This is a genomic window from Arthrobacter sp. sptzw42 (assembly GCF_059089685.1).
On sequence record NZ_JBNHEX010000007.1, the window covers coordinates 41618 to 55232 of the forward strand.

The 13615-nt window shown below is 65.6% G+C and carries 12 protein-coding genes; 4 read left to right on the top strand and 8 right to left on the bottom strand.

Going from position 1 to position 13615, the window contains the following annotated elements:
• Window positions 1-150: 150 nt before the first annotated feature.
• Genes purU through glyA form a run of 7 tightly spaced genes read right to left on the bottom strand, consistent with a single transcriptional unit; the run spans window position 151 to window position 9030 of the window.
• Entirely contained in the window at window positions 151-1047 is an 897-nt protein-coding gene (purU, locus tag AC5RT4_RS10685) for a formyltetrahydrofolate deformylase (protein WP_494040338.1), read from the bottom strand.
• A 3-nt stretch (window positions 1048-1050) separates the two neighbouring features.
• Window positions 1051-2424 carry an L-serine ammonia-lyase gene (locus AC5RT4_RS10690; protein ID WP_494040339.1) on the bottom strand — a complete coding sequence of 458 codons (1374 nt, stop codon included), beginning with the start codon at window positions 2422-2424 and terminating at the stop codon, window positions 1051-1053.
• Window positions 2425-3063 carry a sarcosine oxidase subunit gamma gene (locus AC5RT4_RS10695; RefSeq protein WP_494040340.1) on the bottom strand — a complete coding sequence of 213 codons (639 nt, stop codon included), beginning with the start codon at window positions 3061-3063 and terminating at the stop codon, window positions 2425-2427.
• Window positions 3056-5998: a sarcosine oxidase subunit alpha family protein gene (locus AC5RT4_RS10700; protein ID WP_494105687.1), complete on the bottom strand. Its 2943-nt coding sequence runs from the start codon at window positions 5996-5998 to the stop codon at window positions 3056-3058. The genes AC5RT4_RS10695 and AC5RT4_RS10700 overlap by 8 nt, the downstream gene beginning before the upstream one ends.
• A complete protein-coding gene (locus AC5RT4_RS10705; RefSeq protein ID WP_494040342.1) occupies window positions 5995-6420 on the bottom strand; it encodes a sarcosine oxidase subunit delta in 426 nt (141 codons plus the stop codon). Before AC5RT4_RS10705 ends, AC5RT4_RS10700 begins: the two co-directional genes overlap by 4 nt.
• A gap of 37 nt (window positions 6421-6457) precedes the next feature.
• On the bottom strand, window positions 6458-7678 hold the full coding sequence (locus tag AC5RT4_RS10710) for a sarcosine oxidase subunit beta family protein (protein ID WP_494040343.1): 1221 nt from the start codon (window positions 7676-7678) through the stop codon (window positions 6458-6460).
• Window positions 7675-9030 (bottom strand): serine hydroxymethyltransferase, encoded by a 1356-nt coding sequence (glyA, locus tag AC5RT4_RS10715; protein ID WP_494105688.1) that lies wholly within the window; start codon window positions 9028-9030, stop codon window positions 7675-7677. The genes AC5RT4_RS10710 and glyA overlap by 4 nt, the downstream gene beginning before the upstream one ends.
• Window positions 9031-9185: 155 nt before the next feature.
• Between glyA and AC5RT4_RS10720 the strand changes: the two genes are divergently transcribed.
• From AC5RT4_RS10720 to AC5RT4_RS10735, 4 genes are all read left to right on the top strand, one after another.
• Window positions 9186-9857, top strand: a complete 672-nt coding sequence (locus AC5RT4_RS10720) for a GntR family transcriptional regulator (RefSeq protein ID WP_494040345.1) — start codon at window positions 9186-9188, stop codon at window positions 9855-9857.
• 85 nt (window positions 9858-9942) lie between these two features.
• Window positions 9943-11148 (top strand): MFS transporter, encoded by a 1206-nt coding sequence (locus AC5RT4_RS10725; protein WP_494105689.1) that lies wholly within the window; start codon window positions 9943-9945, stop codon window positions 11146-11148.
• 53 nt (window positions 11149-11201) lie between these two features.
• Window positions 11202-11627 (top strand): CBS domain-containing protein, encoded by a 426-nt coding sequence (locus AC5RT4_RS10730; RefSeq protein ID WP_494105690.1) that lies wholly within the window; start codon window positions 11202-11204, stop codon window positions 11625-11627.
• Between the two features lie 35 nt (window positions 11628-11662).
• Window positions 11663-12472, top strand: coding sequence for an IclR family transcriptional regulator (locus AC5RT4_RS10735; protein WP_494040348.1), 810 nt, complete (start codon window positions 11663-11665; stop codon window positions 12470-12472).
• A 64-nt stretch (window positions 12473-12536) separates the two neighbouring features.
• Here AC5RT4_RS10735 and AC5RT4_RS10740 read toward each other — a convergent pair whose 3' ends face one another.
• Entirely contained in the window at window positions 12537-13469 is a 933-nt protein-coding gene (locus tag AC5RT4_RS10740) for a LysR family transcriptional regulator (RefSeq protein ID WP_494040349.1), read from the bottom strand.
• Window positions 13470-13615: the final 146 nt, after the last annotated feature.

Genomic DNA, 13615 nt, shown 5'->3' on the forward strand with positions numbered 1-13615 from the left:
GCCCAAGTAGTCAGTCACGAAGAACCACTTAAAGCCGTGACGCTCTCCCACCAAAAAGGTGAGAGAGTGTCACGGCAAAACCTGCATTAAGGGAAAGAGGATCGCCCGACAACCTGCATTAAGGGAGAGAGCGTCGGGTGGGGGCGGCGGTTAGCGGAGGACCACCGTGCGGTTCCCCTGCAGGATCACACGCCCCTCGCAGTGCCAGCGGACGGCGTTGGACAGGGCCTTGCATTCGGTGTCACGGCCAGCCGCCACCAGGTCCTCGGGTCCGTAGGTGTGGTCCACCTCCACCACCTGCTGGGCGATGATCGGGCCCTCGTCCAGCTCCGCGTTGACGTAGTGCGCCGTGGCACCCACGGTCTTGACCCCGCGTGCGTAGGCCTGGTGGTACGGCTTGGCACCTTTGAAACTGGGCAGGAACGAGTGGTGGATGTTGATGGCCCGGCCGTCCAGCTTGCGGGTCAGGTCATCGCTGAGGACCTGCATGTACCGGGCCAGCACCACCAGCTCCACCCCGAGCCCGTCCACCAGTTCCATCAGCCGGGCTTCGGCTTCCGGCTTGGTGGCCGCCGTCACCGGGATGTGGTGGAACGGGATGCCGTGCCATTCGGCAAGCCCCTGGTGGTCGAGGTGGTTGGAGACCACCGCCACCACCTCCATGGGCAGCTCGCCGATCCTGGCGCGGAACAGCAGGTCGTTGAGGCAGTGCCCGAACTTGGACACCATGATCAGGACCTTGCGCTTTGAACCGTGGGGTTCCAGCTGCCAGCTCATGCCAAACTTTTCGCCCACCGGGGCGAAAGCGGCCCGCAGCGCGTCCGCCGTGGAGGCATCGCCGTCGGACGCGAAATGCACCCGCATGAAGAAGTGGCCTTCGGAGCGTTCGCCGAACTGCTGATTGTCGATGATGTCGCAGCCGTGCTCCAGCAGGAAGCCGGACACGGCATGGACGATGCCCGGTGACTCGTTGCAGTCCAGCGTGAGGACATGCTCCACGCTGGTGGGCGGCTGGGTGAGGGGAGATTCAGTCTGGATGGCAGTCATTGTTCAGCACTCGATTACGTTGACGGCAAGGCCTCCGCGGGAGGTTTCCTTGTACTTGGTTTTCATGTCGGCTCCTGTTTCACGCATCGTTTTGATGGCTTTGTCGAGGGATACCTTGTGGCTGCCGTCGCCGTGCAGGGCAAGGCGGGCGGCGTTGATGGCCTTGACGCTGGCGATGGCATTCCGCTCGATGCAGGGGATCTGCACCAGCCCGCCCACCGGGTCGCATGTCAGGCCGAGGTTGTGTTCAATGCCTACTTCGGCGGCGTTCTCCACCTGGGCAGGGGTGCCGCCCAGCACTTCACAGAGCCCGGCGGCGGCCATGGAACAGGCGGAGCCCACCTCACCCTGGCAGCCCACCTCGGCACCGGAGATGGAGGCGTTGATCTTGAACAGGATTCCGACGGCGGCCGCCGCCAGCAGGAAGCGGACCACGCCGTCGTCGTTGGCGCCGGGGACAAACTTCACGTAGTAGTGCAGCACCGCCGGGACGATGCCCGCTGCACCGTTGGTGGGGGCCGTGACAATCCGCCCGCCGGCAGCGTTTTCCTCGTTCACGGCCAACGCAAACAGGTTCACCCACTCCATGGCCCGCAACGGATCGGTCACCCCGGTGTCCGCCGTCAGGGTCTGGAACAACGACGGCGCGCGCCGCCGAACGTTGAGCCCGCCGGGAAGGATCCCTTCCGCAGCGCAGCCGTTGTCCACGCATTCGCGCATTACGGCCCAGAGCCCCAGCAGCTTCTCCCGCAGTTCCGCTTCGCTCCGCCAGACCAGCTCATTGGCCAGCATGACATCCGAAATGGACATGCCTTCGCGCTCACAGATTTCCAGGAGCCCGTCGGCGGTGTTGAAGGGGTAGGGGAGCGCGGTGGTATCAGCCACCACGCGGTCCCCGGCGCCGGCATCACCGTCAACCACGAAGCCGCCCCCAATTGAATAGAAGCTCCGTTCGCTGAGCACAGTGCCTGCGTGGTCCAGCGCCCGAAACGTCATGCCGTTGGGGTGGGCCGGCAGCGACTTGCGCCGGTGCAGCACCACGTCCTCGTCCCAGTTGAAGTCCACCCGGTGGTCGCCGTTGATCCACAGTTCGGCGTCCAGGGCGGCTGCGGCCACCTGGTCATCCGCGGTGAACGTATCCACGGTTTCGGGATCGAGCCCCTTCAAACCCAGGACCACGGCTTTATCCGAGCCGTGGCCCCGTCCGGTGGCGCCCAGCGAGCCGAACAGCTCTGCCTGGACCCGCCTGGTGGAGCTCAGGTGTCCGTCGCCCTTCAGTCCGTCCGCGAACAGCTTCGCTGCCCGCATCGGGCCCACCGTGTGTGACGAGGAGGGCCCGATGCCAACGGAGAACAGGTCCAGGACGCTGAGCGCCATTTAGGGGACCTCGGGGGAGGCGTACTCCCGCATGGCGTCGAGGAACCAGCGCCCCAGGAAGTCCGCGAACGAGGCCCGGGGGAAGATCCGGAAGGACTCCTCGCCCGTCTTCCACAGGACCACCGGGATGTTGCCGATTTCCGTAGACAGCGCGGTGCCGGCCTTGAGCACGCGGGGGTGCAGGTCCAGGGAACAGCCCTTTTCGAGGACGGCGCGTGACCGGGGCCCGGTGAGGTCGAAGGTGGTGCGGTTGGCGGAGAGGTCCACCACCTGGCCTTCGCCGTCACCCAGCGCTTCGCGGAGTGCCTGGATCAGGTCACCGCCGAGGGACTCGTGCGCTTCGGTGGGGGCCACCACCACGAACTCCTCGGGCCCAAGCCACAGCACGGACGTGTCCCCGGTACCGCTGACGCTGCCGCACGCTGCGGGCAGGCCGCCGGTGACGGAGGCTACGCGCTGTCCGGCGTCGCTGTCCCTGTTGACCCGAAGGTTCACCATGGTCAGGAACGGTACTTCGTTGATTTCCACCAGCCCCTGGACGGAGCCGGTTTCAAAGGCTGCCCGGAGCTGGGCGGCCGGGCTGACGCGCACGGAGAGGTCCTTTTGGCGGGTAGTTGCGGGTGCTGCTGTTTCAGCCATCTTTGCGGGTCCCTTCGGGGTCAAAAAGTACGGTTTCGGCGACGACGACGTCCACCAGCTGGTCGCCGGCGGCAGCCACCAGGGTTTCGCCAATGCGGTTGCGCCCGTTCTTGATCAGTGCCAGGCCGAACGACCTTCCCAGTGCCGCGCTGTGGTAGCTGGAAGTGACGAAGCCTTCCATGGGGACCGGACCGTAGGCGGGGTTGGTTGACCGACCCTTTTCAACGAGCTGGGTACCTTCCGGCAGCCGCAGCGTGCCGTCCACAGGCAGGACGCTGACCAGGTGCCTGCGGTCCTCGCGACGGGCATCTGCACGTGCGTAGGAGCGCTTGCCGATGAAGTCCTTGGCCTTGGAGACGATCCATTCCATGCCCGCGTCCTGCGGAGTGACGGTGCCGTCGGTGTCCTGGCCGACGATGGGGTAACCCTTTTCGGCGCGGAGCACGTGCATGGTTTCGGTGCCGTAGGGGGTGATGTTGAATTCGGCGCCGGCGGCTGCCACGGCCTCCCACGTGTTCAGCCCGTACCAGGACGGCACGTTAATCTCGTAGGCCAGCTCACCGGAGAAGGAGATCCGGCAGACCCGGGCGCGGACGCCGGAGGCGAGGGTGGTTTCGCGGAACGTCATGAACGGGAAGGCTTCAGCTTCCAGTCCGCCGTTGGCGGCCAGTTCCGGTGCGACCTTGGCGATCACGTCGCGCGATTTCGGCCCGACGACGGCAATGGTGCTCCACTGTTCGGTCACCGAGGTGCAGTGCACGTCCAGCTCCGGCCACTCGGTCTGCAGCCATTCCTCCAGCCAGTCGAGCACCTTTGCGGCACCGCCGGTGGTGGTGGTCATGAAGTAGGTGTCCTCGTCCAGGCGGAGGGTCACACCATCATCGAAGATCATGCCGTCAGCGGTGCACATTACGCCGTAGCGGGCGGACCCGGGGGCAAGTTTCTTGAACGCGTTCGTGTAGATCCGGTTGAGGAATTCGCCGGCGTCCTTGCCCCGGATTTCGATTTTGCCCAGGGTGGTGGCGTCCATGAAGCCTACGGACTCGCGGACGGCGGCGCACTCGCGCAGCACCGCGGCGTCCATGTCCTCTCCGTCCTGCGGGTAGTACCAGGGCCGCTTCCACTGCCCCACGTCCTCGAACAGGGCACCCTTGGCGACGTGCCACGGGTGGATCGAGGTCTTGCGGGCCGGGTCGAACAGCTCGCCGCGCTGGCGCCCTGCCAGTGCCGCGAAGGCCACGGGCGTGAAAGGTGCGCGGTAGGTGGTGGTGCCGATGTCGCCGATGCCGCGGGAAGCTTCGCCGGCCGTGCGGAGCGCGGCGGCGATGACGCCGATTGCGTTGACGCCGGAGGTCTTGCCCTGGTCGTTGGCGGTGCTGATGGAGGTGTACCGCTTGATGTGCTCAACCGACCGCATGCCGGCTCCGGTGGAGCGCAGCACGTCGGCCACGGACTGGTCGCGCTGGAAGTCCACGAAGTGGTGGTGCCAGTTATCCGGCGTGCCCTGCTCACCCGGAACCAGCCACAGCTGGCGGGTGGGGGCGGAGGCCTTCGGCTCGCCGATCACGGACGGCTGGACGGCGGAGGTGAAGCCTGCGGCGGCAGCCGCGGTGACGCCGGCGAAGATACCCTCGGTGAGGCAGTCAGCGGTGGCGAAGCTGCCACGGCCCGAGCCGACGATCTGCTGGTTGGGCACCACGGTGCTCGGTACGAAAGCGGCCAGTTCGTCGTCCCAGCGGAGCTTGCCCTGGCGCTGGGAGTGCAGGTGCACCAGCGGGCTCCAGCCGCCGGAGACAGCGAGCAGGTCACACGCGATCTGCTCGACGCCCGAGGTGAGCTCGCCGTCGTCGTTGATGCTGCGGACGGTGACGCCGGCAAGGCGGCCGCTGGAATCAGCCGACGTGTTGGCCACGGCGCTGCCGATCAGCACGCGCGTTCCGGCTTCGACGGCGGCCGTAGCCACTGCGGTGAGCTGCGGGCGGGCGTCCACGACGGCGGCAACCTTGACGCCGGCGGCGCGCAGGTCCGCGGCCACGGCGTAGGCGCTGTCATTGGTGGTGCTGATGACCACGCGCTGCCCGGCGGCGACGGCGTAGCGGTTGAGGTAGCTGCGGACGGCCGAGGCCAGCATGATGCCGGGGCGGTCGTTGTTCTCGAACACCAGCGGGCGTTCGTGGGCGCCGGGGGCGAGCACCACCTGGCTGGCACGGATGTGCCAAATACGCTGCCGGGATACCCCGGACGCGGCAGGGGAGGAGAGGTGGTCGGTGCGGTTCTGGACGGCGATGACGTAGTTGGCGTCGTAAGCACCGAATGCTGTGGTGCGGTTCAGGACGGTGGATTCGGCACCGGAGACGAGCTCGGCTTCGACGTCCGCCACCCACTCCAGGGCCGGCTTGCCTTCGATGGTTTCGGCCAGCTCAGGTGCTGTGGATCCGGAAAGCAGCGAACCGCCCAGTTCGGGCTGATCGTCCAGCAGCATTACGCGGGCGCCGGTGCGGACGGCTTCGCGGGCAGCGGCCAGGCCGGCGGGGCCGCCGCCAACCACCAGGACGTCGGTGTGGACGTACTTCTTGTCGTACTCGGCGCGGTCCTCCTCCGGGTCCAGTTTGCCCAGGCCGTTAAGCAGTTCGGCCTGCAGGCCGTCCACCAGGGTGACCGTGGTGGCGGGGAGCATGGACTCGGCCACGTGGCCGGGGAAACGCGGCTGCACCTTGACCAGCGCGTTGGATTCCTCCACACCGGCGGACATGATGCCGCGGGCGCGGTCCTCGTAGAGCGAGTTGCCGGCGGCGATGCGGCCGTTGGCCAGCAGGGCTGAAGCGAGGGTGTCGCCCGGGTGGCCGGTGAATTCCTCACCGTCGACGGTGAAACGCCAGGAGATGGTGCGGTCGATGCGTCCGCCGGCGGCGAGGCGGGCGTTCTGGGAAGTCACTTGGTTGCTCCTTCCGGGGCGGTGGTGCTGGTTGAAGAGGTGCTCGTTGGAGCGGTGCTTGTCCCGGAAATGCTGGGTGCTGCGGTCCCGGTGGTGGTGCTGTCAGCGGCGGTGCTGGCAGTCCCGGTCTCGGCAGTGCCCTTACCGGCGGCGTCCGGCCGGGGCGTGCCCATGGGGTAGACGGCCTGGATGTCGTAGGTGACGGTGTCGCGGAGCATGTTGAACCACTGCCGGCAGCCGGTGCTGTGCAGCCAGCGCTCGGCGAAGGCGCCCTTGGTGTTGTCCCGGTAGAACAGGAACTCGGCCCACTGGCGGTCATCCAGCTCGTTGGGGTTTTCCGGGTAGGCAACGTGGGCCTGGCCGCCGTAGTGGAACTCGGTCTCGTCGCGGGAGCCGCAGTTGGGGCAGGAGATGAGCAGCATGTGCGTCTTCTTTCTAAAGTGCAGTGTTCGCTGGCGGCTAATGGGCGACGGCGGCGGCGCCGTGTTCGTCGATCAGCGCACCGGTTTCGAAGCGCTCCAGGGCGAACGGCTTGTTCAGCTTGTGCGGGGCACCCGTGGCGATGTTGTGCGCAAAGGTAAGGCCGGCCGCCGGAGTGCCCTTGAAGCCGCCCGTGCCCCAGCCGCAGTTCACGAACATGTTGTCCACTGGGGTGTTGCCCACGATGGGGGAGGCATCCAGGGTGGTGTCAACGATGCCGCCCCAGGTACGCAGCACGTGCGCCCGGGCAAAGATGGGGAACAGCTCGACGGCGGCAGCCATCTGGTGCTCGATCACGTGGAAGGAGCCGCGCTGGCCGTAGCCGTTGTAGGAGTCAACACCGGCACCCATCACCAGTTCGCCCTTGTGGGCCTGGGAAACGTACACGTGCACGTGGTTGGACATGACCACTGTGGGGTGGACCGGTTCGTGCAGTTCAGAGACCAGTGCCTGGAGGGGGTGGGACTGGATGGGGAGCCGGAAGCCGGCCATTTCGGCCAGGACCGAGCTGTGGCCGGCAGCGCAGAGGCCCACCTTTTCGGTGTTGATGGTGCCGCGGTTGGTCTTGACGCCGGTAACGCGGTTGCCGTCCTTGATGAAGCCGGTGACTTCGCAGTTCTGGATGATGTCCACGCCCATCTCGTCGCACTTCCGGGCAAAGGCCCAGGCCACGTGGTCGTGCTTGGCGATGCCGGCGCGGGGCTGGTAGGTGGCGCCCATGACGGGGTAGCGGATGTTGTCGCTGATGTTCAGGATGGGGCAGAGTTCCTTGACCTGCTGGGGGTCGAGCCATTCAGCGTCCACGCCGTTGAGCTTGTTGGCCCCGACGCGGCGCATGCTTTCGCGGACATCCCCCAGCGTGTGGGCAAGGTTCATCACGCCGCGCTGGCTGAAGAGGAAATCGTATTCGAGCTCCTCCGGCAGGATTTCCCAAAGCTTGAGGGCGTGCTCGTAGATCGCGGCGCTCTCGTCCCAGAGGTAGTTGGAGCGGATGATGGTGGTGTTCCGGGCCATGTTGCCGCCGGCCAGCCAGCCCTTTTCGAGGACGGCGATGTTGGTCATGCCGTGGTTCTTGGCCAGGAAGTACGCGGTGGCCAGGCCGTGCCCGCCGCCGCCCACGATCACCGCGTCGTACGAGGACTTGGGCTCCGGGTTGCGCCAGAGGAAGTCCGGGTGCTCGGGGAGCTGCTGGGTGCTCACTGGGCTGCTCCAATCATGTCTGCTTCGAACGCGGCAATTTCGGTGCCGTCGGTGAGGTGGGGGTAGAGGGGGAACTTCTCGGCGAGGGCCGTCACCCGGGCGCGGAGTTCGACGACGGCGGCATCGCTGAGGGATGTGCTGCCGTCGGTGCCGGTGCCTGCCGCGGCGATGAGCGCCGCCGCAATGATGTCCGCAACCTCGGCGAACTCCTCGGCGCCGAAGCCGCGGGTGGCGAGGGCGGGGGTGCCGATGCGGAGGCCGGAGGAGACCATCGGCGGGCGGGGGTCGAACGGAACGGCGTTGCGGTTGACGGTGATGCCGATGCGGTGCAGGGCGTCTTCGGCCTGCTGTCCGTCCAGTTCGGAGTTCCGGAGGTCCACGAGGACCAGGTGGACGTCGGTGCCGCCGTTGACCACGGAGATTCCTGCTGCGGCAACATCCTCGCGGAGGAGCCGTTCGGCCAGAAGCTTGGATCCCTGGAGGACACGTTCCTGGCGTTCCTTGAATTCGGGGGAGGCAGCGAGCTTGAAGGCCACGGCCTTGGCGGCGATGACGTGTTCCAGCGGGCCGCCCTGCTGGCCCGGGAATACGGCGCTGTTGATCTTCTTGCCGTACTGCTCCTTGGCCAGGATGACGCCGCCGCGCGGGCCACCGAGGGTCTTGTGCGTGGTGGTGGTGACGACGTCGGCGTACGGCACCGGGTTGGGGTGCAGCCCTGCGGCCACGAGGCCGGCGAAGTGGGCCATGTCCACCATGAGGTAGGCGTCCACGAGGTCTGCGATGCGGCGGAATTCCGCGAAGTCGAGCTGGCGGGAGTAGGCGGACCAGCCGGCGACGATCAGCCGGGGGCGGTGCTCGAGAGCCAGGGCCTCAACCTCGGCCATGTCGACGCGGAGGTCGGATTCGCGCACGTGGTACGGGACCACGTTGTAAAGCTTGCCGGAGAAGTTGATCTTCATGCCGTGCGTCAGGTGACCGCCGTGGGCCAGGTCGAGGCCCATGATGGTGTCGCCCGGGTTCAGCAGGGCGAACATGGCCGCGGCGTTGGCCTGCGCGCCGGAGTGCGGCTGGACGTTGGCGAACTCGGCGCCGAAGAGGGCTTTGACACGGTCAATGGCCAGCTGCTCCACCACATCTACATGTTCGCAGCCGCCGTAGTAGCGCTTGCCCGGGTAGCCCTCGGCGTACTTGTTGGTCAGGACCGAGCCCTGTGCCTCCATGACTGCGGACGGGGCGAAGTTCTCGGAGGCGATCATCTCCAGCGTGGACTGCTGGCGCACCAGCTCCTGGGCGATGGCCTGCTGGACCTCGGGATCGACTGCGGAAAGTCGCTCGTTCAACTGCTCAACCACGGGTGCTCCTTTGAAATACCACTTGCTGGATAACTGATATATCAGTGTGTTGCTCAATGGTATGATTATGATCACAGCAGAGTCAATAGCCGGTGCGGAAGCGGCAAGGAGCTTTCGTTTCGGTTCCACGTTGTACAAACGAACGGAGCGGCGCATTGAACGCACTTCTTGCCCTGCCCCAGACCGAGGACGAGGCACCGTCCCAGGCTGAGGCCGCGTACCGCCAGCTGCGGGACAAGCTGATCATGCTGGAAATCCGGCCGGGCGAGCCGATCAACGAAGGCCAACTCGCTACAGAGCTGGGATTCGGCCGCACGCCGGTCCGGGAGGCAATTAAGCGCCTGGAGGTGGACCACCTTGTGGTGTCCTACCCACGCCGGGGAACCTTCGCCACCAACGTGGACTTCACGGAACTGGCGGACGTTTCGGAGATCCGGGAACTGCTGGAGCCGTTGGCGGCCCGCCGTGCTGCCCGCAGGGCAAACGAGGCCATGCGCCGCGAACTGCTGGAGGTGGCGGATGCCATTGCCGGGATCGACCCCGGGCCCGGTGAGTCACGCGACCTCATGCGCTACGACCTCATGGTGCACCGGCTGATCTACAAGGCAGCCGCGAACCCGCATCTGGAAAGCACCCTGATCCGCTACGACAACCTGGCCACGCGAATCTGGTGCGTGGTGCTGGACAAGGTCCCTTCCGTCACCGGGCACATTACCGAGCACGTCGACCTGCTTAGAGCGGTGGCCGAAGGGGATGCCGACAAGGCGGCCGAGCTGGCCCTGCACCATGTCACCAGCTTTGAGGAAACCATCCGCAAGATCCTCTGAGTGCCGTGCCAACCGGGACGCTCTTTCACTTAACGCCACCGAAACCGCGACGCTCTCTCACTTTTCGAAGGATGGTCACCGCTCGATGCCCGCAGTAACCCGGAACGCACCGCAGCGTACTGCCAGGTTCGGCCTGGCCTTCATCGGCGTGCTGCTCATCGCGGTCAATCTCCGGGTGTCCTTTGTCAGCGTGGGACCCGTTCTGTCGAACATCAGCGGTGACCTTGGCCTCTCCAGCGCCGCGGCAGGATTCCTCACGGGTCTTCCGCTTATTGTCTTCGCGGTCTTTTCACCCGTGGCACCCGCGTTAGCTGCCCGTCTGGGGCTGGACCGAGCGCTGTGGATGTCCCTGCTGATCCTGGCCTCGGGGATCGTTCTTCGCTCCTTACCTGTGCCGTCTTCCATCTGGGTGGGGACAGCATTAGTCGGGCTGGCTATCGCATCTCTCAATGTCCTGGTGCCCTCTTTGGTGAAGCGGGACTTTCCGGCGAGAGTCAGCCAGGTCACCGGAACCTACACCGCCACGCAGGCCGCCGTCGCCGCCATGGGGGCGGCCGTCGTCGTTCCCGTGGCCCAGACGTCGCCGGCCGGATGGCGCCTTGCCCTCGGCATCTGGGTGGGACTGGCCCTCATTGCCATGGCGGTGCTCCTGCCCTGGCTGCGCCGGCACAGCCGCCCGCTGGTTACCGCCGCACCGGCGGCCTCCTACAGGTCGCCGTGGTCCTCCGCGCTGGGTTGGCAAGTGACGGTCTTCATGGGGCTGCAGTCGATCGCCTTTTACGTCCTGATGGCCTGGCTGCCCACCATCGAACAGAGCCGGGGCGTCCCGACCACAACCGCAGGAATCCATCTGTCCGTCTTCCTGCTCATCAGCGTCTTCGCCAGCCTTCTTGCAGGGGGAATCCTGCACCGCGGCCTGGACCAGCGGATCATTTCCTTCGCAAGCGGCGCAATCATGGTGGTGACCTTCCTGGGGCTGGCACTTGCGCCGGACCTCATCCTGCTGTGGGTGCTTGCGGGCGCCATTGGCTGCGGAAGCCTTATTGTCATCGCCTTGTCGCTGTTCAGCCTCCGTACCGTCAGCCACCCGCAGGCAGCCTCCCTGTCTGGCATGGCGCAATCTGTTGGCTACGGCATGGCTGCTGTAGGGCCGGTGATGTTCGGGGCCCTTCGGGATGTGAGCGGAGGATGGACACTCCCGCTCCTCGTCACCGCGGGGATTATGACGGTTCTGGCCGTCACGGGCGGGCTTGCCGGCCGGGACAGGGTTATTGGCGGTCACGCGGGATGAACGGGCCAGCGTTGGAAAGCCACACGGTTGAGAAAAACCCCCCACAGCGGTCCGTGGAAGACATTATGATCACCTGCCCGAAGACGCTGCTGGAGGACTGCACCGTCGAGCAGGTGCGCAGATTTTTCGGCGACGACCACGTCCATATGGCCTTGATCGTGGATTCGGCCAACCGCCTCCTCGGCACGCTGGAGCGGTCTGATATCCCGAAAGGGGCACCACCGGCGGCCCGGGCCTTCTCCTATGGCGTGATGCTCAACAGGAGTATCGGTCCCCGGGTGCCTGTTGAAGCCGGCACCGCTGCGCTGCAGGCAGCCGGCAGGCGCCGGCTTGCAGTAGTGGACGACGACGGCACGCTTCTTGGCCTGCTCTGCCTGAAGCGGAGCGGCCTCGGCTTTTGCAGTGATGCAGGAGTTGCTGCCCGCGCTGCGGATAAGCAGCGTCAAGACTCAAGCGGGGCACCTTTTGCGTGTGGTTGATTTCACCCTGCGCAACCTACTTGAGAGTATGGACCATGGCTTCGAACAATGAGCGCGAACCGGACATCGACGTTGAGGCGGGACAGTCCGGCGGCGTTCAGTCTGTAGACCGCGCCCTGGCAGTGCTGGAAATCCTGGCCCGGGACGGCCATGCCGGAGTGAGCGAAATCGCCGAGGAGATGGGCATTCATAAGTCCACGGTGTCGCGCCTGCTCGGTTCCCTGGTCAGTCGCGAGATGGTCCACCAGAACAGCGAACGCGGCAAGTACCAGCTGGGCTTCGGCATCCTGCGCCTGGCCAGTTCCATCCCCGGCAGGCTCAGCCTGGTGCGGGAAGCGCGCCCGGTCCTCGAAGCTCTGGCCGAGGAGTTCAAGGAAACCGTCAACCTTGCGGTGCTGCGCTCCAACTTCGCCGTAAATGTGGACCAGGCCATGGGTCCTTCCACCCTCGCCACCTACGACTGGGTGGGCAGTTTGACGCCGTTGCACGCGACCAGCAGCGGCAAGATCCTGCTTGCAGGGCTGCCGGCGGAGGAGCGTGCACGGATCCTGAAGGAAACCGGGCTCCCGGCCCGCACGCCGCGCACCATCACAGACAGGAAAGAACTCGAAACCCAATTACTTGACGTGGCCCGGCAGGGTTATGGCGTGGTGCGGGAGGAATTCGAGATCGGGCTAAACTCCATCTCGGTGCCGGTCTACAACCATGTGGGCGCGGTAGTCGGGGCCGTTAGCATCTCCGGACCCGCCTTCCGCTTCGAACCGGAAAAGGAACCAGGACTCCTGGACGGGCTGAAAGAAGCAGGGCTGGAAATCAGCGCGCGGTTGGGCTACGCCCGCCACTGATGCGCCTGTGCCGATGCAGGATAAGGGCGCTGCCGAATGCCAGCACGCCCCCGCACGGCAGCGCTCAGAGATCCTCTTCGAGCCGGGCGGTGAGGATCCGATTCGCGTTAACCTGCAGGATGCCGAGCGACTCCTGGATCAGGGGTGAGTTTATGCTGCCCCTGCGCACCGCGGCGACAATGCGTCGCGTGGGTTTAGCCTCGCCGGTGATACGCAGCCGAACCACGTTCTCCGCACCATGCAAAGGCGCCAGCCGGGGCAGCAGGCCGACGCCCAGCCCCGCACCCACGAACGCGATCTGGGTTTCCCATTCGATAGCCTCATGGGCAATCCGTGGTGTTACCCCGATTGCCGTGAAGGCCGCGGTGAAGAGGGAATGATAGGTGGAACCGGCGGCCTCCGTAATCCAGGGTTCGGATGCCAGCTCTTCAAGGGTGGCTGTTCCCCGTGACGCCAGCGGATGGTCACCGGGAATGATGACATCCAGTGGATCGTCGAGTAAGACTTTCTGCTCGAAGCGCGGATCGTCCTCACCATAGGTGTCGGATTGCATGGCGACAATGACCGCAAGGTCGATCCGTTCCGCGATCAACAAGTCGAAGCAGCGGGCCGGATCGGCCTCAAGAACCTGAACCTCCAGCAGGGGGCGGGTTGAGCGCAAGGTGGTGGCCAGCGGCGCGAGCAACTGGGCGGCTGCAGTGGAAAATCCCCCGATGCCAAAATGGGGCTGCACCTGGTCGCCGGCCTCCATGGCCGCGGCGCGCAGGCGCTCCCACTCCGCAATAAGGGGATCCGAACCCGCCACGAGAAACCGTCCTGTGGCTGTCAGCCGCACGCCCCGGCCGTCTTTTGTCAGCAGCTGCATTCCAAGCACGCGCTGGAGCTCCCGCAGTTGCGCAGAGACGGCGGAGGGGGAGTAGCCCGTAAGCTCAGCGGTCGCGCCTATAGTGCCGCACCGGGCGAACACGCGAAGTGTGATGAGCCTCGAATCGATCATGCACTTATTGTGCAGGGTAACCTTCGGAATTTTGCGCTTTTTTTGCGGCTCCTGTGACTCTAATCTCATCCTTACAAAGTTTTTCGATCATGCCGCTTTCACCCGCGCCTCCATGGTCAACAAGCAATACCCACTACCCATGCCTC